Source organism: Rhizobium sp. BK512, from assembly GCF_014194915.1.
Taxonomy (GTDB): domain Bacteria; phylum Pseudomonadota; class Alphaproteobacteria; order Rhizobiales; family Rhizobiaceae; genus Rhizobium.
This window is the reverse complement of record NZ_JACIAS010000001.1, coordinates 520,621-541,527: the sequence shown is the minus strand read 5'-3', so window position 1 is coordinate 541,527 and position 20,907 is coordinate 520,621. Positions and strand designations below refer to the sequence as shown.

At 61.4% G+C, this 20,907-nt stretch carries 16 protein-coding genes; 14 read left to right on the top strand and 2 right to left on the bottom strand.

Annotated elements, in window-relative coordinates:
• Positions 1-5 precede the first annotated feature (5 nt).
• Genes murD through murB form a run of 5 tightly spaced genes read left to right on the top strand, consistent with a single transcriptional unit; the run spans position 6 to position 6,088 of the window.
• Complete coding sequence (murD, locus tag FHX06_RS02780; protein ID WP_113210723.1) at positions 6-1,418, top strand: UDP-N-acetylmuramoyl-L-alanine--D-glutamate ligase; 1,413 nt, start codon at positions 6-8, stop codon at positions 1,416-1,418.
• A gap of 1 nt (position 1,419) precedes the next feature.
• Positions 1,420-2,574, top strand: a complete 1,155-nt coding sequence (ftsW, locus tag FHX06_RS02775) for a putative lipid II flippase FtsW (RefSeq protein WP_112541257.1) — start codon at positions 1,420-1,422, stop codon at positions 2,572-2,574.
• A gap of 6 nt (positions 2,575-2,580) precedes the next feature.
• Entirely contained in the window at positions 2,581-3,705 is a 1,125-nt protein-coding gene (gene murG, locus FHX06_RS02770; protein WP_113210722.1) for an undecaprenyldiphospho-muramoylpentapeptide beta-N-acetylglucosaminyltransferase, read from the top strand.
• Positions 3,702-5,117: a UDP-N-acetylmuramate--L-alanine ligase gene (murC, locus tag FHX06_RS02765; protein WP_112541259.1), complete on the top strand. Its 1,416-nt coding sequence runs from the start codon at positions 3,702-3,704 to the stop codon at positions 5,115-5,117. The genes murG and murC overlap by 4 nt, the downstream gene beginning before the upstream one ends.
• Complete coding sequence (gene murB, locus FHX06_RS02760; RefSeq protein WP_112969254.1) at positions 5,114-6,088, top strand: UDP-N-acetylmuramate dehydrogenase; 975 nt, start codon at positions 5,114-5,116, stop codon at positions 6,086-6,088. Before murC ends, murB begins: the two co-directional genes overlap by 4 nt.
• Before the next feature lie 3 nt (positions 6,089-6,091).
• On the opposite strand, the gene FHX06_RS02755 is transcribed toward murB, so the two are convergent.
• Both FHX06_RS02755 and FHX06_RS02750 read right to left on the bottom strand, forming a co-directional pair.
• The gene (locus FHX06_RS02755; RefSeq protein WP_113210721.1) at positions 6,092-7,021 is read right to left on the bottom strand and encodes a UDP-glucose 4-epimerase family protein; all 930 of its coding nucleotides are present in this window, start codon (positions 7,019-7,021) and stop codon (positions 6,092-6,094) included.
• A 113-nt stretch (positions 7,022-7,134) separates the two neighbouring features.
• Positions 7,135-8,433, bottom strand: coding sequence for an MFS transporter (locus FHX06_RS02750; RefSeq protein WP_183878012.1), 1,299 nt, complete (start codon positions 8,431-8,433; stop codon positions 7,135-7,137).
• Between the two features lie 595 nt (positions 8,434-9,028).
• Between FHX06_RS02750 and FHX06_RS02745 the strand changes: the two genes are divergently transcribed.
• The 9 genes from FHX06_RS02745 to ligA all read left to right on the top strand — a co-directional run bounded on the left by FHX06_RS02745 (position 9,029) and on the right by ligA (position 20,837).
• A complete protein-coding gene (locus FHX06_RS02745; protein ID WP_112541263.1) occupies positions 9,029-9,955 on the top strand; it encodes a D-alanine--D-alanine ligase in 927 nt (308 codons plus the stop codon).
• Entirely contained in the window at positions 9,943-10,875 is a 933-nt protein-coding gene (locus FHX06_RS02740; RefSeq protein WP_018114329.1) for a cell division protein FtsQ/DivIB, read from the top strand. The genes FHX06_RS02745 and FHX06_RS02740 overlap by 13 nt, the downstream gene beginning before the upstream one ends.
• Positions 10,872-12,203, top strand: a complete 1,332-nt coding sequence (gene ftsA / locus FHX06_RS02735) for a cell division protein FtsA (RefSeq protein ID WP_018114328.1) — start codon at positions 10,872-10,874, stop codon at positions 12,201-12,203. Before FHX06_RS02740 ends, ftsA begins: the two co-directional genes overlap by 4 nt.
• 56 nt (positions 12,204-12,259) lie before the next feature.
• The gene (gene ftsZ, locus FHX06_RS02730; RefSeq protein WP_112541264.1) at positions 12,260-13,981 is read left to right on the top strand and encodes a cell division protein FtsZ; all 1,722 of its coding nucleotides are present in this window, start codon (positions 12,260-12,262) and stop codon (positions 13,979-13,981) included.
• A 260-nt stretch (positions 13,982-14,241) separates the two neighbouring features.
• Positions 14,242-15,198 (top strand): UDP-3-O-acyl-N-acetylglucosamine deacetylase, encoded by a 957-nt coding sequence (gene lpxC / locus FHX06_RS02725; protein WP_183878010.1) that lies wholly within the window; start codon positions 14,242-14,244, stop codon positions 15,196-15,198.
• A 272-nt stretch (positions 15,199-15,470) separates the two neighbouring features.
• The gene (locus FHX06_RS02720) at positions 15,471-16,340 is read left to right on the top strand and encodes an outer membrane protein assembly factor BamD (protein WP_018115721.1); all 870 of its coding nucleotides are present in this window, start codon (positions 15,471-15,473) and stop codon (positions 16,338-16,340) included.
• Between the two features lie 5 nt (positions 16,341-16,345).
• Positions 16,346-18,019, top strand: coding sequence for a DNA repair protein RecN (gene recN, locus FHX06_RS02715; RefSeq protein ID WP_112541265.1), 1,674 nt, complete (start codon positions 16,346-16,348; stop codon positions 18,017-18,019).
• Between the two features lie 67 nt (positions 18,020-18,086).
• Positions 18,087-18,605 (top strand): DUF6886 family protein, encoded by a 519-nt coding sequence (locus FHX06_RS02710; RefSeq protein ID WP_183878008.1) that lies wholly within the window; start codon positions 18,087-18,089, stop codon positions 18,603-18,605.
• A gap of 75 nt (positions 18,606-18,680) precedes the next feature.
• Positions 18,681-20,837 carry an NAD-dependent DNA ligase LigA gene (gene ligA / locus FHX06_RS02705; protein WP_183878006.1) on the top strand — a complete coding sequence of 719 codons (2,157 nt, stop codon included), beginning with the start codon at positions 18,681-18,683 and terminating at the stop codon, positions 20,835-20,837.
• Positions 20,838-20,907 lie beyond the last annotated feature (70 nt).

The following is a 20,907-nucleotide window of genomic DNA, read 5'->3' as shown; positions in this document are numbered from 1 at the left end:
CCGTCATGATCCCCGTCACGACGCTTGCAGGAAAGAAGGTCGCCCTCTTCGGTCTCGGCGGTTCCGGCTTCGCGACCGCCAAGGCGCTCGTTGCGGGTGGCGCCGATGTCATTGCCTGGGACGACAATCCTGACAGCGTCGCCAAGGCCGCGGCAGAGGGCATCACCACTGCCGATCTGCATGGGATCGACTGGAGCGCTCAGGCGCTCTTCGTGCTTTCGCCCGGCGTGCCGCTCACCCATCCGAAGCCTCACTGGACGGTCGACCTCGCGCGTGCCGCCGGCGTCGATATCGTCGGTGACGTCGAACTCTTTGTGCGCGAGCGGCGGGCGCATGCTCCCGATTGCCCTTTCATCGCGATCACAGGAACCAATGGTAAATCGACCACGACGGCACTGATTGCCCATATCCTGAAATCGAGCGGCCGCGACACGCAGCTCGGGGGCAATATCGGCACGGCCGTGCTGACGCTCGATCCCCCGAAGGCCGAGCGCTACTTCGTCGTCGAATGCTCCTCCTATCAGATCGATCTTGCGCCGACGCTCAACCCGTCCGCCGGCATCCTTCTCAACCTGACGCCCGATCATCTCGATCGCCACGGCACGATGCAGCATTATGCCGATGTCAAGGAACGGCTGGTCGCCGGTAGCGGCGTCGCTGTTGTCGGCGTCGACGACAGCCATTCGGCACTGATTGCCGATCGCATCGAGCGGGCAGGGGTAAAGGTTATCAGGATCTCGCGCCGCAATGTTCTGGCCGACGGCGTCTACGCCGAGGGCACGAAACTCATCCAGGCCACGAGCGGCGCCATGCTGCCCTTCGTCGATCTCGATGGCATCCAGACGCTGCGCGGCAGCCATAATGCGCAGAACGCGGCTGCTGCAGTCGCCGCCTGCCTTGCCGTCGGTGTTTCCGCGGAAGATATCCGTGCCGGCCTTGCATCCTTCCCCGGTCTCAAGCATCGCATGCAGCCCGTTGGCCAGCGCGGCAATGTCGTCTTCGTCAACGATTCCAAGGCGACGAATGCCGATGCTGCGGCTCCGGCACTTTCGAGCTACAGCAGGATCTACTGGATTGCCGGCGGTTTGCCGAAGGCCGGTGGTATCACGACACTCGCGCCCTATTTCCCGCGCATCGCCAAGGCCTATCTGATCGGCGAGGCGGCGGCGGAATTTGCCGCGACGCTCGGCGAGGCAGCACCCTACGAGATATCCGGCACGCTGGAACGCGCCGTGGCGCATGCGGCAGCTGATGCGGACAAGGATGAGACCGGTCCCGTGGCCGTGATGTTATCCCCGGCTTGCGCAAGCTTCGACCAGTACAAGAATTTTGAAGTCAGGGGCGATGCCTTTGTCGGCCATGTGGCCGCCCTTGACGGCGTGACCATGCTGATCAATTCGGCAACAGGAGGCAAATGACATGGTGAGCCGCGCGGAACGTGGAGCATTGGCCGATTGGTTCTGGACCATCGACCGCTTTTTCCTGGCATTGTTCCTCTTCCTGATGGGGATCGGCTTCATGCTCTCGTTTGCGGCGTCGCCCGCGGTTGCCGAGCGCATCGGCCTCGAACCCTTCCACTTCGTCAAGCGCCATGCCGCGTTCATGATCCCGTCGATCGCGGTCATGCTCGGCCTTTCCTTCCTGACGCCGCGCCAGATACGGCGCACCGCCATCATCCTGCTGATCGTTGCACTCGCGATGATGCTGCTGGTGCTGTTCTTCGGCCAGGAGGTCAAGGGCGGCAGGCGCTGGATCTGGATCGCCGGACTTTCCATTCAGCCGTCGGAATTCATGAAGCCGGCCTTCGTCGTCGTTTGCGCATGGCTCTTTGCCGAACATGCGCGCCAGCCGGAGATACCGGGTAATCTTTTCGCCATCATCCTGTTTGGCATTGTCGTCGCTCTTCTTGTCGCCCAGCCAGACCTTGGCCAGACGATCCTGACGACGGCCGTCTGGGGCGGCATGTTCTTCATGGCTGGCATGCCATGGCTCTGGATCATCGTGCTGGGCGCAGGCGGTGCCGGTGGTCTCGTGACCGCCTATTACGTCTTCCCGCACGTGGCGGGCCGAATAAACAAGTTCCTCACCGGCGAAGGCGACACCTTCCAGATCGATACGGCCCGCGAAGCGATCATTCGCGGCGACTGGTTCGGGCAGGGGCCGGGCGAAGGTATCGTCAAGCGCATCATCCCGGACGCCCATACCGACTTCATCTTCTCGGTCGCGGCCGAGGAGTTCGGCATCGTCTTCTGCATCGCGCTCGTCGCCATCTTCACCGTGCTGGTGTTGCGCGGCCTGTCTCATGCCTATCGCGAACGCAACGACTTCAACCGCTTTGCCGTTGCCGGCCTCGTGCTGCAGATGGGCATCCAGTCGATCATCAATATCGGCGTCAACCTCGAACTTCTGCCGGCCAAGGGCATGACGCTGCCGCTGATTTCCTACGGCGGTTCGTCGATGGTGGCGATCTGTGTCACGGCCGGCTTCATTCTGGCGCTGACGCGCCATCGCCCGGAAAAGCGTGCGCAGGACCGGAGCCTCTTCCGTGTGCCGCACGGCATGCCGGCGGAGTAAGGAATTATGAGCAAGGGCATCGTCCTTCTTGCTGCCGGGGGCACCGGTGGCCACGTCTTTCCGGCAGAGGCGCTTGCCTTCAAGCTGAGGGAGCGCGGCTATTCCGTGCATCTCGTTACCGACAGCCGTGCGGAACGTTATGCCGGCAAGTTCCCGGCTGACGAGATCCATGTCGTGCCGTCGGCAACGATCGGTTCCAAGAACCCCGTGGCCGTTGCCCGTTCTCTGTGGAAGCTCTGGACCGGAATGCGCAGCGCAAAGCGGCTGATCCAGCGGCTGAAGCCCGTGATCGTCGTCGGCTTCGGCGGCTATCCGACCGTGCCTCCGCTGCTTGCCGCCACGCGCCTCGGCGTGCCTTCCATGCTGCATGAGCAGAATGCCGTGATGGGGCGCGCCAACAAGGCGCTTGCGCCGCGTGTCAGGGCGATTGCCGGCGGTTTCCTCTCTGAAAGCGACGGCACTTTTTCCGACAAGACGGTTGCGACCGGCAATCCCGTCCGGCCGGCCATCCTTGCCGCGGCCGAACAGCCTTACAAGCCTTCGCATCCGGGCGAGGATTTCAACCTCGTGGTCTTCGGCGGCAGCCAGGGCGCGCAATATTTCTCCAAGGCCATGCCGACGGCCATCAGCCTGATCGACGATGCGCTGCGCGCGCGGCTGAAGGTGACGCAGCAGGTTCGGCCTGAAGACATGGATATGGTGAGCGGCTGTGTGGCGCAGTTGCAGATGGGCGCGGATATCGCGCCGTTTTTCAACGACATGGCGGAGCGCCTTGCCAAAGCGCATCTCGTCATCTGCCGTTCCGGCGCCTCGACGGTTTCGGAAATTTCGGTGATTGGGCGTCCGGCGGTGCTGGTGCCTTATCCGCATGCGCTCGACCACGATCAGGCGGCGAATGCGGCGGCGCTCGCGGCAACCGGTGGGGCCAAGGTGATCGCACAGTCGGAGTTGTCTCCGGAGCGTATCGCCTCCATCCTGACGCATGTGATGAACGACCCGGAAAAACTTGCCAACATGGCGGCAGCCGCCAAGCTCGCAGGAAAACCGGATGCAGCAAACTTGCTTGCCGACATGGTTGAGGCTATTGCGGCCGGCAAGACAGTTGCAGAATTCAAGGGGGCACGCGCATGAAGCTGCCGAAGGCAATAGGCCTTGTCCATTTCATCGGCATTGGCGGTATCGGCATGAGCGGTATCGCAGAGGTGCTGCACAATCTCGGCCACAGGGTGCAGGGATCGGATCAGTCCGACAGCGCCAATGTCCAGCGCCTGCGCGACAAGGGCATCGAGGTCTTCGTCGGCCACAAGGCGGAAAACCTCGGCGATGCCGAAGTCGTCGTCGTCTCGACCGCGATCAAGAAAAGCAATCCGGAACTCGTCGCCGCGCGCGAGAAGTTGCTGCCGGTCGTGCGCCGCGCCGAAATGCTGGCCGAGCTGATGCGCTTCCGAAATGCGATCGCGATCGGCGGTACGCATGGCAAGACGACGACGACCTCGCTGGTCGCTACGCTTCTCGAAGCCGGTGGGCTGGATCCGACCGTCATCAACGGCGGCATCATCAATGCCTATGGCACGAATGCGCGCATGGGCGAGGGTGAGTGGATGGTGGTGGAGGCCGACGAGTCTGACGGCACCTTCCTGAAACTTCCGGCCGATGTCGCCGTTATCACCAATATCGACCCCGAGCATCTCGACCATTACGGCAATTTCGATGCCGTCCGCGCCGCGTTTCGCCAGTTCGTCGAGAACGTGCCTTTCTACGGTTTCGGCGTCATGTGTCTCGATCATCCGGAGGTTCAGGCGCTGGTCGGTCGGATCGAAGACCGCAAGGTCATTACCTACGGCGAGAACCCGCAGGCGGACGTTCGCTTCATGAACGTCCGCATTGATGGCACGCGCTCGATCTTCGATGTGGAGATCCGCCGTCGCCGCACGGGACAGGTCACCCGGCTCGACAATCTTGTCATGCCAATGCCTGGCCGTCACAATATCTCGAATGCCACCGCGGCCATTGCCGTTGCCAACCGGCTTGGCATTTCCCGTGAGGATATCGCCAAGGGGCTTGCCTCCTTCAGCGGCGTGAAGCGTCGCTTCACGCTGACGGGCGAGTGGAACGGCGTGCAGATCTTCGATGACTACGGCCACCATCCGGTCGAGATCAAGGCCGTGCTGCGCGCGGCCCGCGAGGCCTGCAAGGGCCGGATCATCGCCGTGCACCAGCCGCACCGTTACACCCGCCTGTCGAGCCTGTTCGAGGAATTTGCGGCCTGCTTCAACGATGCCGACAGCATTTTCATCGCACCCGTCTATGCCGCGGGTGAGGATGCGATCGAGGGCGCGGATTCGGAATCGCTGATTTCCCGCATCAAATCGGGTGGCCATCGCGACGCGCGCTTCCTTCCTTCGGCGGAAGCTCTACCGCAGATGGTAGCAGAGATTGCAAAACCCGGAGACTTTGTAGTTTTGTTGGGTGCTGGTAGCATTACATATTGGGCAGCAGCGCTGCCGAAGCAGTTGCAAGACCTTTCAGGAAAATCCGCATGAAACAGGTTAACGGAGAAAAGCTACTTGCCTCTCTTGGAGAGGGCGTAAAGGACATTCGTGGCCGGCTGACGCCGGATGCTCCAATGGATCGCGTCACCTGGTTCCGCGCCGGCGGTCTGGCCGAGCTGATGTTCCAGCCGCATGACGAGGAAGACCTGATCGCCTTCCTGAAGATCCTGCCGGATGAAGTGCCGCTGACGGTGGTTGGTGTCGGCTCGAACATCCTGGTGCGTGACGGCGGTATCCCGGGCGTGGTGCTGCGCCTCTCGGCCAAGGGTTTCGGCTTTGTCGAGCTCGCCGGTGAAAACCGCATCGTTGCCGGCGCGATCTGCCCGGACAAGCATGTGGCGGCCATGGCGATGGATAACGGCATCGGTGGTTTTGCCTTCTATTACGGCATTCCGGGCGGTATCGGCGGCGCTGCCCGCATGAATGCCGGCGCCAATGGATCCGAGACGAAGGATCGTGTCGTCGAGGTCCGTGCGATCGACCGCAAGGGCAACAAGCATGTGCTGACGAATGCCGAGATGGGCTATTCCTATCGCCATTCGGATGCTGCCGATGATCTGATCTTCACCTCGGTGCTGTTCGAAGGCTATCCGGATGATCGCGCGAAGATCCGCGCCGAAATGGATGCGGTGCGCAATCACCGCGAGACGGTGCAGCCTATTCGTGAAAAGACCGGTGGTTCGACCTTCAAGAATCCCGAGGGTCATTCCGCGTGGAAGCTGATCGACGAGGCGGACTGCCGCGGTCTCGTTATCGGCAGCGCTCAGATGTCGTCGCTTCACTGCAACTTCATGATCAACATGGGGCAGGCTACGGGCTACGATCTCGAATATCTCGGCGAAGAAGTGCGTCGCAAGGTTTTCGAAACGGCCGGCATCAAGCTCGAGTGGGAAATCAAGCGTCTGGGCCTCTTCATGCCGGGCCGCGAGGTTCGCCCCTTCCATGGCATTACATCAGAATAGGCTTCACTTCACCGCGAGCTTGAGGCCTTCACGCGGCGTGACGACGGGCGACCAGCCCAGAACGTCGCGTGCGTGGGATATGTCGACTTGCAATGATCCGCAGAGGCGCTGAAAGACGGCTTCCTTTCCCGTAAACCTCGCTGCCATGTGCATCAGCGACGGCGGGAAGGGAAGGAGTGCTGGTTTTACGCCAAGCCCTGCGGCGATCCCTTCGATCAATTCTCGTGTCGAAAGATCCTCCCCATCTCCTGCAAGGAAGGTTTCTCCTGCAGCGGCGGGGTGCTGCATGCAGGTGATGATCAGATCGACAAGGTTTTGCACAGCGACCAGTGTGCGGCGGTTCTTCAGCGACGCGAAGGGCAGCGGCAGTTTCTTGCGGACAAGGCCGACGAGCAGGGCGAAGTTACCGCGTGCACCGGGGCCGTAGACCAGCGGCGGGCGGACGATGACGACCTCCATGCCAGTGAGCGCGGCGATATCGCGCAGGCCGATTTCGCTTTCCATCTTCGAAATGCCATAGGGATCGATGGGCTTCGGTTGGTCGTCGTGCCGGAAGGGGCGGTCGTTCTCCTCACCATTGACCTTGATCGTGCTGATGAAGACGAAGCGCTTCACGCCGGCGCGGGCGGCCTGTCCGGCGAGATTGAGGGTAGAGGCAGTGTTGACGCGGCGAAAATCCGCCAATGGATCGCTCGACTTGTCGTTCATAATGTGAACGCGGGCGGCGAGATGGACGATAACGTCGACGCCTTGGAGGGCAGCGGTCCACTCGGTCGTCTCGGTGATGTCGACGGGAACATGCCTGACATCCAATGGGAAGGCAGGATTTGCGGATCGTGTCGTGGCCGTCACGTCCCAAATCCGTTCCCTGTGCAAACGCTCGACGAGAGGGGCGCCGACGAAGCCGGCAGCGCCGGTGACGAGGCATCGCATGATCTTCTCCCTGTTTGCCGATGGAGGCTCTCGCTAGCCGGAACTGCCGATCGCATCAATAAAAAAAGCCGCGACGGCGACCGTCGCGGCTTTTTGTCCAGACAGTCAGTAGCTCAGACTTCTTCGCGACCCGACAGCCGGATGCAGATCAGGGAGATCGCAGCCGAGGCGGTGAGATAGTAGCCGACGTGATTGAGGCTGTAGGTAGTCGCAAGCCAGGTGGCGATATAGGGAGCAAGCGAAGCGCCGAAGATGCCGCCGAGGTTGAAGGTCATCGAGGCGCCGGTGTAACGCACCATGGTCGGGAAGGGGGCGGCAAGGGCCGCACCGATCGGACCATAGGTGAAGCCCATCAAGCCGAGGCCGATGATCGAGCACAGGAAGGCGCCAGTCAGGCCAGCCGTCAAAAGGCTTGCATAGAAGAAGCCGAAGATGGCGATGGCGATCGTCGTCAGAGTCAGGATCATGCGACGCGAGTAGCGATCAGACAGCCAGCCGGAGAGCGGGATCGTCAGGCCGAAGAAGACGACGCCGACGAGTTGGACGACCAGGAACTGCTCACGCGTGTAGCCGAGTTTCGTCGTGCCCCAGGACAGTGTGAAGACCGTCATCAGGTAGAAGAGGACGAAAGTGGCAACGGCAATGAACGTGCCGAGGATCAGGCTGCGCAGATGACCGCGGAAGACGGTCGCGACCGGGACGGCGACTCGCTCGTGTTTTTCGACAGCCTTCTGGAATTCCGGAGTTTCGGCGATCTTCAGGCGAACATAAAGGCCGACGGCGACGAGCGCGAGGCTGGCGATGAAGGGAATGCGCCAGCCATAGGCGAGGAAGTCCTCGTTGCTCATGGTTTCCGCCAGGATCAGGAAGAAGCCCGAAGAAAGAATGAAGCCGATCGGCGCGCCGAGCTGCGGGAACATGGCGTACCAGCTGCGCTTGCCGGGAGGAGCATTTTCGGTTGCGAGCAGCACGGCGCCGCCCCATTCGCCGCCGAGGCCGAGGCCCTGGCCGAAGCGGCACAGCGCAAGCAGCAGCGGCGCGGCGATGCCGATCGCATCGTAGCCGGGCAGGATACCGATCACGACGGTCGACAGGCCCATGGTCATGAGGGCTGCCACGAGTGTCGCCTTGCGGCCGACCTTGTCACCGAAATGGCCGAAGACCACGGCGCCGAAGGGGCGGGCGAAGAAGGCGATCGAGAAGGTCACCAGCGACTGCAGGAGCGCAGAGGTCGGGTCGCTCGACGGGAAGAACAGGTGTGGGAAGACGATGACCGCTGCCGTTGCATAGACATAAAAGTCAAAGAATTCGATGGTGGTGCCGATGAGGCTCGCGATCAGAACACGAGCCGGGGAATTGACTTGCGTGCTGTTCGAAGCGGGAGTCGGCGATACGGATACCGCGTCAGACATTATTATTCCATTCAGTTTACAGATTGCCTCGGGAAGGCTTCACGGGTCTTAACGCAATTTTCATCACGCGCAACGCCAAAAGACGCAAGAATATAACGGAAATTGTACTATTTTTCCGCCGCTGTCTCCGCCGGTCAGAGCATCCCCTTTCAGGCGGCGGATCTGTTTCGATCCAGGTCATTTTGCTGCTCTTGTGTTGACCTCAACGGGTGCGGACAGGCATGCGAGCGGCGACTCGCATTAATTAATGTCGGCGCCCTGTCTTGTCGGCGTTCCCGCAAGTCGACGGTTCAAACAGGACCGCCGCTTCGCTCGCCTTATTCCGGTGCGGATGAGCGCGACTCCATATGTCCTTGAAGGCATGGGTTTTTCCGGTGCTTTTTAAGCTTGCGTATCACATGAGGCCGCGAAGCCTGCAAATCTGCAGAAGGCAAAAATTTGCAGAGGGTAGGAGCCAACAGTTAACGAAAGTAAACGGTTCGTTAACCATAATGATGCTCTAATGCACCCAAGTCAGACAAAGGCCACGAACCGCGCAGACCAGCTCCGCGCAAGCCTTGGTCCCGCAGAGTGAAAGTTATTTTTGGGGGTGTTGATGAGTCGCGAGCACGTAGCTGTCCTGATGGGCGGATTTTCCTCGGAGAGGCCTGTCAGCCTTTCCTCGGGAAAGGCGTGCGCCGACGCTCTCGAAGGCGAAGGCTTCAAGGTGACGCGCATCGATGTCGAGCGCGACATTTCCGAGAAGCTCTCTGCCGTGAAGCCCGATGTTGTCTTCAATGCCTTGCATGGGCCGTTCGGCGAGGATGGCACCATACAGGGCATTCTCGAGTATCTGCAGATCCCCTATACGCATTCGGGCGTGCTTGCCTCGGCGCTTGCCATGGACAAGAGTCGGGCGAAGCGTGTGGCGGCTGCCGCCGGTGTTCCCGTCGCCGAATCGCAGGTGCTGAACCGCTTCTCGTTTCCGGCGGAGCATCCGATGAAGGCGCCTTACGTGGTGAAGCCGGTGCGCGAGGGCTCCAGTTTCGGCGTCGTCATCGTCGGCGAGGATCAGGCGCACCCGCCTCAGGTCATCGGTTCGGCCGAGTGGCGCTATGGCGAGGAAGTCATCGTCGAGCGTTATATTCATGGTCGCGAATTGACCTGTGGCGTCATGGGCGATCAACCCATGGATGTCATCGAGGTGGTGCCGCAGGGCCACAATTTCTATGATTACGACTCCAAGTATGCGGCAGGTGGTTCAAAACATGTCTTGCCGGCTAAAATTTCACCGAAAATTTACCAAAAAATACAAACATTGGCGTTAAGGGCGCATCAAGCAATCGGTTGCCGCGGCGTCAGTCGGTCCGACTTTCGTTACGACGATCGTTTCTCCGAAGACGGCGAGCTCATCTGGCTGGAGGTTAATACCCAGCCGGGCATGACGCCAACCTCCCTTGTGCCCGAAATGGCCGGCCATGCCGGATATTCCTTTGGTGCATTTCTCCGGTGGATGGTGGAGGACGCGTCTTGTTTGCGTTGACGGTCAAAAAAATAGGACGCCCCAGCCGTCATGCCGAGCTTCCCTATGTGGAAGCCGATGACCGTCGCGTGCTGCCGCGCCCCCTGCGCCGCGTCGTCCGTTTCCTTGTAAGTCTCGGAAGTGGCCGTATCGACATCCCGGCCCATACGGGTACGGTTTCCGCGCTCGGCTTCCTGGCTGCGACTGGTCTCTACGGTATGTCGCTTGGCGGCCATACGGAGGCGGTCGCCCAGGCGACGACCAGCGCCGTCGGATTTGCCATCGAGGATGTGAAGGTTTCTGGCAATAACCAGACCTCGGAAATCGAGATTCTTCAGCTTCTTGGCCTCGATGGCGCGACATCGCTCGTCGCGCTCGATGTCGATGCTGCGCGCCAGAAGATTGCGCGCCTTCCCTGGGTCGAGAATGTCGAAGTCCGCAAGGTTTATCCGAAGACGATCGAGGTGAAGCTCTCGGAGCGCGCTGCCTACGCTATCTGGCAACACGGCCAGGAGCTTTCGCTGATCGAGAAGAGCGGCAGCGTGATCGCGCCGCTTCGTGACAATAAATTTTCTACCCTGCCGCTGGTCGTCGGCCGTGACGCTGAAACGGCCGCGGCTTCCATCGAGGACGCGTTCTCCAAGTGGCCTGATGTCAAAGCTCGCGTGAAGGCGTTCGTCTGGGTTTCCGGCCGTCGTTGGGATCTGCACATGGATAATGGCGTCGTCGTCAAGCTGCCGGAAGATGATATCGACCAGGCGCTCGCGACGCTTTCGAAATTCGACAGGGATCAGCAGCTTCTGGAGCGCGATATCGCCGCAGTCGATCTCAGGCTTCCGGATCGCACGACGATCCAGCTGACACCGGAGGCGGCAGCGCGCCGGGAGGCGGCGGTCGCAACGCGTACCAAGGAATTGAAGAAGGCGGGGCAGAATATATGAGCTTGTTCGGTTCATCCCACTTTGGATTGCCGCGCCTGAAGCCGCTTTCGTCGAAGCGGTCGCATATCGTTTCGGTCCTCGATATCGGCTCGACCAAGGTCGTCTGCATGATCGGCCGTCTGACGCCGCGCGAGGAAAGCCAGATCCTGCCGGGCCGCACGCACAATATCGAGATTATCGGTATCGGCCATCAGCGTTCGCGCGGCATCAAGACCGGCGTGATCGCCGATCTCGACGCGCTTGAAGGCGTCATTCGTCTCGCCGTCGATGCGGCCGAGCGCATGGCGGGCCTGACTGTCGAGAGCCTGATCGTCAACCTGACGGCCGGCCGTCTCGGCAGCGACATCTACACGGCCACCATCGATCTCGGCGGCCAGGAAGTCGAGCTGAACGATCTGAAGAAGGTGCTTTCGGCAGCCTGCCAGCAGTCGTTGCGTCAGGACCGCGCCGTCCTGCATTCGCTGGCCACCGGCTTCTCGCTGGATGGCGAGCGTGGCATCCGCGATCCGCTGGCGATGTATGGCGATGCGCTCGGCGTCGACATGCATGTCGTGACGGCGGAGCGCTCGGCGCTCAAAAATCTCGAGCTGAGCGTCAACAGGGCGCATCTTTCGGTGGAAGGAATCGTTGCAACACCTTATGCATCCGGTCTTGCCGCACTGGTCGACGATGAAGTCGAGCTTGGCTGTGCGGCCATCGACATGGGCGGCGGCACGACGACGATTTCGGTCTTTGCCGAAGGCAAGCTTGTCCATACCGATGCTGTCGGCCTCGGCGGTCATCATGTGACGACCGACCTCGCACGCGGCCTTTCCACACGGATCGAGGATGCTGAACGTTTGAAGGTGGTCCACGCTTCGGCGCTGACCAATTCTTCCGATGAGCGCGAGCTGATCTCCATTCCGCCGATCGGTGAGGATGATCGTGATCAGCCGACGCAGGTGCCGCGGGCTCTGGTCTCGCGCATCGTTTCGGCGCGCATCGAAGAGACGATGGAGCTCATCCGCGACCGGATCCAGCGTTCGGGCTTCAGCCCGATCGTCGGCAAGCGTGTCGTGCTGACGGGTGGAGCCAGCCAGCTGACCGGCCTTGCCGAAGTGGCGCGGCGCATTCTGGCCCGCAACGTTCGCATCGGCCGTCCGATGGGTGTCTCGGGTTTGCCGACGGCAGCCAAGGGGCCGGCCTTTTCGACGGCCGTCGGGCTGATGATCTATCCGCAGGTCGCGGACATGGAGACACATGCGTCACAGAGCAATCTGCTCATGTCGCTTGGGGGTAATAACAGCCGTATCGCCCGCATGGGCCAGTGGCTGAAGGAAAGCTTTTGAAATTGAGTGAATTGGCCGGCGTGGCGATGCGGCCAGAGAGAGAAGGAACGGGTACCATGACTATCAAGCTGCAAAAGCCTGACATCACTGAGCTGAAGCCGCGCATCACTGTATTCGGCGTCGGCGGCGGCGGCGGCAATGCCGTCAACAACATGATTTCAGCAGGCCTCCAGGGCGTCGACTTCGTCGTCGCCAACACGGATGCCCAGGCGTTGACCATGACGAAGGCCGAACGGATCATCCAGCTCGGCGCCAACGTCACCGAAGGCCTCGGCGCCGGTTCGCAGCCTGAAGTCGGTCGTGCGGCTGCCGAAGAATGCATCGATGAGATCATCGACCACCTGAACGGCACGCATATGTGCTTCGTCACGGCCGGCATGGGCGGCGGCACCGGCACGGGTGCTGCTCCTGTCGTCGCGCAGGCCGCCCGCAACAAGGGCATCCTGACGGTCGGCGTCGTCACCAAGCCGTTCCACTTCGAAGGCGGACGCCGCATGCGTCTGGCCGAATCCGGTATTCAGGAACTGCAGAAGTCTGTCGATACGCTTATCGTCATTCCGAACCAGAACCTCTTCCGCATCGCCAACGACAAGACGACCTTCGCCGACGCTTTCGCCATGGCTGACCAGGTTCTCTACTCGGGCGTTGCCTGCATCACCGACCTGATGGTGAAGGAAGGTCTCATCAACCTCGACTTCGCCGACGTCCGCTCGGTCATGCGCGAAATGGGCCGCGCGATGATGGGTACCGGCGAAGCTTCCGGTTCGGGCCGCGCCATGCAGGCCGCCGAAGCGGCAATTGCCAACCCGCTGCTCGATGAAACCTCGATGAAGGGTGCGCAGGGCCTCCTGATCTCCATCACCGGCGGTCGCGACCTGACGCTCTTCGAAGTCGACGAAGCTGCGACCCGCATCCGCGAAGAAGTCGATCCGGACGCCAACATCATCCTCGGCGCAACCTTCGATGAATCGCTCGAAGGCATCATCCGCGTCTCCGTCGTCGCGACCGGCATCGACCGCGCCATGGGCGAGGGCACCGACCGCGTATTCCAGCCGACAGCAAAGCCGGTTATCCGCCCCTCCGCGGCCGTTGCTCCTGCACCGGCCGCAATTCAGCCTGCTCCGGTAATGCAGGCACCGAAGGCCGACCAGATTGCGCAGACCATCCGCGAGGCTGAAGTCGCGATGGAACGCGAACTGGAAATCCCGGCCCCGCGTGCCGCCGCTCCCGTGCAGCAGCCTGTGATGCAGGAAACCTTCCGTCCGCAGAGCAAGATCTTCGCTTCTGCGCCGGAAGCAGCCCCGGTTCTCCGTCAAGCTCCGGTCCAGCAGCAGGCTCCCGTCATGCACCAGCCGGCTCCGCAGCCGGTCATGCAGCAGCCGATGCACCAGCCAGTTCGCCATGAGCCGGTGATTCGCCAGGCTCCCGAGCAGGTCCGCATGCCGAAGGTCGAGGACTTCCCGCCGGTCGTCCAGGCTGAGATCGATCATCGCACGCAGCCTGCTGCCGCGCATGTCCAGGAAGAGCGCGGTCCGATGGGCCTGCTCAAGCGAATCACCAATTCGCTCGGCCGTCGCGAAGAGGAAGTCGCTCCGGAAATGACCTCTGCGCCGGCTGCTTCTTCGCAGCAGCGCCGTCCGCTGTCGCCGGAAGCAAGCCTCTACGCACCGCGTCGCGGCAACCTTGACGACCAGGGCCGTGCGGTTCCGCAGGCCCGCATGATGCAGGAAGACGACCAGCTGGAAATCCCGGCCTTCCTGCGCCGCCAGTCGAACTGAGAAAGCACTTCTCCACAGAAAACGCCCGGGACCGAAACCCCGGGCGTTTGCATTTCTACATGCTTGAATTCTAAATGCTTTTGCCGCTGCGGATTTCGTAACAAATCGAAACGAACAGTGATTTGGATTGCAGCGCCGCTCCACGTAAGTATGAGGCAAGCGAACTGCTCCAAGAGTCCGCTTCGAGCGCTGCGGGCAGTATAGAAGAAAGATCCGGCCGGTTGGCAACGACGGGTATGGAAGAATAAGGGCATAATTTTATGGGACTTGGCTTGCTGGGCTTTCAGACGACGGTATCGCGTCCGGTGACACTTTCGGGCATCGGCGTGCATTCGGGTGCCGATGTTTCGATCACCTTCAATCCGGCCGAAGCCGGCGCCGGCGTCGTTTTCCAGCGCGTGCATGAAAATGGCGATGTCACTGAACTGAAGGCTGTTTCCTCACAGGTCGGCAATACTGATCTCTGCACCGTTCTCGGCTTCTCGCCTGCTCATTCCGTCGCGACGATCGAACATGTCATGGCGGCCGTTTACGCTCTCGGCCTCGACAATGTCGTCATTGAAGTCAGCGGCGCCGAAATGCCGATCATGGACGGCAGCTCGGTTCCCTTCGTCGAAGCCATCGAACAGGTCGGTCTCGTTTCTCTCGGCGTCAAGCGCCGCTACATCCGCATCACCAAGCCGGTTCGTATCGAGCATGGCGGTTCCTGGAGCGAGTTCCGTCCCTATGACGGCACGCGCTTCGAAGTCGAGATCGATTTCGAATGCCCGCTGATCGGCCGCCAGAAGTGGGAAGGCGATCTCACTGCTTCCGTCTTCAAGACCGAATTGTCGCGCGCGCGCACCTTCGGCTTCATGCGTGATGTCGAGCGTCTCTGGGCTTCGGGCCATGCTCTCGGCTCCTCGCTCGAAAACTCTGTCGTCATTTCCGACGACAACACCGTCATCAATGTCGAAGGCCTGCGCTACGCCAAGGACGAGTTCGTGCGTCACAAGACGCTCGATGCCGTTGGCGATCTGGCGCTTGCCGGCGCACAGTTCATCGGCTGCTACCGTTCCTATCGCGGCGGCCACAAGATGAACGCCAACGCTCTCAAGGCTCTGCTCAGCGATCCCTCGGCCTATGAAGTGGTCGAGACATCGACGCCGCGCCAGCGCGTTGCCGTTCGCGAATTCATTGCAGTCAGCGCTCCGGAATTCGCCCCCTGGTCGGCATGACCTCCAGTATACCAATTAAGGCCAGGGCCGCCTCCTAACGGGGGCGGTTTTTTTATGGGGAAGGGCGGACAGCGCGTCGATAGATGTTTCGCGGCATATATTTAGCCGCTCCTCATGTGAATGGCGGTGAAAAGCCCGACATTCTCGGCAATGCTGCCACAAAAATGCGTTAATGCGTGATCATTGCGTTGCTCTCGATAGGTATTTGTGGCTAGAAACGCCAGCTAGGCGTGGCTGCTGTGGAGTGGACGGCGGCGGTGGGATTCTTTCGAATGGCTTATGCAAGGTCTGACATGATGATGAAGACAGCGCGTGCTTTGCTCGCATCCTTGATGGTGCTGAGCGCAGGTGCCTTGATTTCCGGCTGCCAGTCGGACCCTGACATCGACATCACCAAGCTCGGCCTCGAAACCGATCCGCCGGACGTGCTCTACACGCAGGGCCTTGCCAACATGAAGGCCGGCAACATGGCCGAGGCGGCGCGCAAGTTCGACGCGATCGATGCGCAGAATCCCTTCTCCGAATGGGCGCGCAAGGCACTTGTCATGAGCACCTTCGTCAAGTACCGTCAGGGCCGCTTCGACGATGCGCTGGCATCGGGCAACAAGTATATGGCGCAATATCCGAAGTCCAAGGATGCCGCTTACGTCCAGTATCTGGTGGGCCTGACCTATTCCAAGCAGATCGTCGACGTGACGCAGGACCAGCGCGCCTCGCAGAAGACGATCGAGGCGATGCAGGCCGTCGTCGACAATTATCCTGACTCCGAATATGTCGACGATGCGCAGGCCAAGATGCGCTTTGCGCGCGACCAGCTCGCTGGCAAGGAGATGCAGGTCGGCCGCTACTACATGGAACGCAAGGAATATCTCGCGGCGATCTCGCGCTTCCGCATCGTCGTCGAGAAATATCCGAACACGAATCAGGTCGAGGAGGCGCTCGCCCGTCTCGTCGAAGCCTATTACGCGATGGGTGTCGTCGAGGAGGCGCAGACCGCTGCTGCCGTTCTCGGTCACAATTATCCCGATAGCCAGTGGTATGCTGATTCTTACAAGCTGCTGCAGTCGGGTGGCGCGGAGCCGCGTGAAAACAAGGGTTCGTGGATCGCCGCAGCGGGCAAGAAACTTCTTCTCGGTTCCTGAGGCCAATGCTGATCCAGCTTTCGATCCGCGATATCGTTCTGATCGAGCGGCTGGATCTTGCCTTCGAGACCGGCCTCTCCGTGCTGACGGGCGAGACGGGCGCGGGCAAATCCATCCTGCTTGACAGTCTGTCGCTGGCCCTTGGCGGGCGCGGCGATGGCGGTCTTGTGCGCCACGGCGAGGACAAGGGGCAGGTGACGGCCGTCTTCGATGTCGGCATGGATCACGGCGCCCGCAAGCTCCTGCGCGAAAACGGCATCGATGACGAAGGCGACCTGATCTTTCGCCGCCAGCAATCCTCCGACGGGCGCACCAAGGCCTATGTGAACGATCAGCCGATCAGCGTTCAGCTGATGCGTCAGGCGGGCCAGATGCTGGTCGAGATCCACGGCCAGCACGACGACCGCGCGCTTGTCGATACAAATGCACATAGGACATTGCTGGACGCCTTTGCGGGCATCAGCGATGACGTGCAGGGTGTCGGGGCACTTTACCGCCAGTGGCGCGATACCGAGCGCACGCTGAAGAAACATCGCGAAAAGGTCGAAGCCGCTGCCCGCGAGGCGGATTATCTGCGCTCTTCCGTCGAGGAGCTTGAAAAGCTGTCACCGCGCGACGGCGAAGAAGACGAGCTTGCCGATCGCCGCCAGAAGATGATGAAGGCAGAGCGCATTGCCGGCGATATTGCCGAGGCTTCCGAATTCCTCAACGGCAACGCCTCTCCTGTGCCCCATATCGCCTCGCTGGTGCGCCGTCTTGAGCGCAAGAGCCACGAGGCGCCCGGATTGCTGGAAGACACCGTAGCGCTGCTCGATGCGGCGCTGGACCAGCTTTCCAACGCGCAGATGGAAGTCGAGGCGGCACTGCGCAAGACGGAATATGATCCGAAGGAATTGGAGCGTGTCGAGGAGCGGCTGTTTGCGCTGCGCGCTGCCTCTCGCAAATATTCCGTTCCGGTCACCGAGCTTCCTGCTCTTGCCGTGCGCATGATCAACGATCTTGCCGATCTCGATGCCGGCGAAGAGCGGCTGTCGAAGCTCGATGCGGAAGTGGGGGTCGCCAAGGCGAATTACGATACGGCTGCCCGCTCGCTTTCGGAGAAGCGTCATCATGCCGGCGATGCGCTGGCGCAGGCCGTCATGGCCGAGCTGCCGGCACTGAAGCTTGAGCGCGCCCGCTTCATGGTGGAGATCACCACCGATGGAGGGGAGGCGACGGCCGAGGGTATCGATGTCGTCGAATTCCATGTCCAGACCAATCCCGGCACGCGTCCCGGCTCGATCATGAAGGTCGCTTCGGGCGGCGAACTCTCGCGCTTCCTGCTGGCGCTCAAGGTGGCGCTTGCCGATCGCGGTTCGGCGCCGACCCTCGTCTTTGACGAAATCGACACCGGTGTGGGGGGCGCGGTGGCGGATGCGATTGGACAGCGGCTGAAGCGGCTTTCCGAAAAGGTGCAGGTTCTTTCCGTCACTCATGCGCCGCAGGTAGCGGCCCGTGCGGCCACGCATCTTCTGATCTCCAAGGGACCATCAGGCGAGGGGGCCGACAAGATCGCCACGCGCGTCGCCACCATGGCGCAGAAGGACCGCACGGAAGAGATCGCCCGCATGCTTGCCGGTGCCTCCGTGACGGAAGAGGCGAGGGCTGCTGCCGCGCGGCTGCTGGCAGGTAACGGGTAGGTTTCCCCATCGGTGACAAGCGCAAGGCGTTGCGCTATCTGACCTCAGCTACCGGTGAGGTCTATCCATGCGGCTTTTCCATTTCAGCGACGATCCCACGATCGATGTTTTCGAGCCGCGTCCGGTTCGCATTTCTTCCGAACGGCGGCCGGGCCAGGCGTGGCTGAACGGGCCGCTCGTCTGGGCGATCGATGAAGTCCACGACTTCATGTATCTCTTCCCGCGTGATTGCCCGCGCATCCTTGTTTGGGCAAAGCCGGAGACATCGCAGGAGGATCGCCGCCTGCTCGGGAACTGGCGGGGTGCCGCCTATGTCGAGCGAGGCTGGCTGGAGCGACTGCAGGCCGGGACCATCCATCGCTACGAGATGCCGACGGAGAGTTTCGAGGATCTGGAGGACGCGGGAATGTGGGTATCGCGGAGGAATGTCGTGCCGCTCGCGCTCACGACCCATTCCGGGCTCGACCAGGAATTTGCACCGCGCGGTATCGAGCTTAAGGTGGTCGACAGTCTTCTGCCGATGAAGGCCTTGCAGCATACGACATTACATGTGAGCGCCATCAGACTCCGCAACGCCCGGCCGTAAATTCCAAACCTCGGTACTATTTCAATCGCCGAATTTTGCTCTAAAACCATTGCAGATTCTCTGGAGTGAAGCTGCATGTCGACCGAATCTGTCGCTGTTGAGGACTTGACGCTTGAAGACGCCGCCGCCGAACTGGAGCGGCTTGCCAAGGAGATTGCGCGCAATGACGCGCTCTATCACGGCAAGGATCAGCCGGAGATTTCGGATGCGGATTACGACGCGCTGAAGCGCCGCAACGATGCGATCGAGGCGCGCTTTCCGGAGCTCATCCGCGAGGACAGTCCGTCGCGCCGCGTGGGGGCCGAACCGTCCAACACCTTTGCGCCCGTCGTTCATTCCCGGCCGATGCTGTCGCTCGACAACACCTTTTCACAGGAGGATGTGCGCGACTTCGTTGCCAGTGTCTATCGCTTCCTCGGCCGCCTGCCGGACAATTCCATCGCCTTCACGGCCGAACCGAAGATCGACGGGCTTTCCATGTCGATACGCTACGAGAACGGCAAGCTGGTGACGGGCGCGACCCGCGGCGACGGCACGACCGGCGAGAATGTCACGGCCAATATCCGCACCATCAAGGAAATTCCGAACGAACTGCCGAAGGGTGTTCCCTCCGTCGTGGAAGTGCGCGGCGAGGTCTACATGGCCAAGAGCGATTTCATGGCGCTCAATGCGCAGATGGAAGCCGAAGGCAAGCAGACCTATGTCAATCCGCGCAATACCGCTGCAGGCTCTCTGCGCCAGCTCGATGCGAAGGTGACGGCGAGCCGTAAGCTGAGGTTCTTCGCCTATGCATGGGGCGAGATGTCGGAGATGCCCGCGGATACGCAGCTGGGCATGGTCGAGAAGTTCAGGGAGTGGGGTTTCCCGGTGAATCCGCTGATGAAGCGGCTGAGCTCGGTGGACGATATCCTCGCCCACTATGCCGAGATCGGCCTCGAACGGCCGGAGCTCGATTACGATATCGACGGCGTCGTCTACAAGGTCGACAGCCTCGAGCTGCAGCAGCGCCTCGGTTTCCGCTCGCGCAGCCCTCGCTGGGCGACGGCGCATAAGTTCCCGGCCGAACAAGCCTTCACCGTCGTGGAGAATATCGACATCCAGGTCGGCCGCACCGGTGCGCTGACGCCGGTCGCGCGGCTGACGCCGATTACCGTCGGCGGCGTGGTCGTCACCAATGCGACCCTGCATAACGAAGACTATATCAAGGGCATCGGCAATAGCGGCGAGCGCATCCGCGAGGAGGAGCACGATATCCGCATCGGCGATACCGTCATCGTGCAGCGTGCCGGCGACGTGATCCCGCAGGTGCTCGACGTCGTCATGGAAAAGCGGCCGGCGGATGCCACGCCCTATCAGTTTCCGAAGGTGTGCCCGGTCTGCGGTTCGCATGCGGTGCGTGAGCGGCACGAGAAGACCGGCAAGCTCGATTCCGTCACGCGGTGCACGGGCGGTTTCATCTGCCGCGCGCAGGCGACGGAAGAGCTGAAGCACTTCGTCTCGCGCAACGCCTTCGATATCGAGGGGCTCGGCTCCAAGCAGATCGACTTCTTCTTCGAGAGCGACGATGCTGTGCTGCAGATCCGCACCGCGCCTGATATCTTCACACTGGAGAAGCGCCAGCAGCAGTCGATCACCAAGCTGGAGAATATCGACGGCTTCGGCAAGGTCAGCGTCGGCAAGCTCTATGCGGCGATCAACGACCGGCGCAGCATTGCCCTTCATCGTTTCATCTACGCGCTCGGCATCCGCCATGTGGGCGAGACGACGGCAAAGCTGCTCGCGCGCTCCTACAACAGCTATGAGGCCTTTGCGACGGCCATGAAGGAAGCGGCAACGCTTTCCGGCGATGCCTGGAATGACCTCAACGCCATCGAAGGCATAGGCGAGGTGGTGGCGCGCGCCATTGTCGAATTCTACAAGGAGCCGCGCAATATCGAGGTGATCGGCCGCCTGCTTGACGAGGTGACGCCACAGGAGGCCGAACAGCCGGTGACCACCGGGAGCCCGGTCATCGGCAAGACCGTCGTCTTCACCGGTTCGCTGGAGAAATTCACCCGCGAAGAGGCGAAGGCCAGGGCTGAAAGCCTTGGTGCCAAGGTTGCAGGCTCCGTCTCCAAGAAGACCGATATCGTTGTAGCCGGCCCCGGCGCCGGCTCCAAGCTCGAGAAGGCCCGTGAACTCGGCGTCCAGACGATGGACGAGGATGAGTGGCTGGCGTTGATCGGCGGGTGAGGAAGCTCTGTGCCAGACACTGCGTTTCTGTTTTCGGCGCGCCTGCCTCCTCCTCGGTGTCATCCTCGGC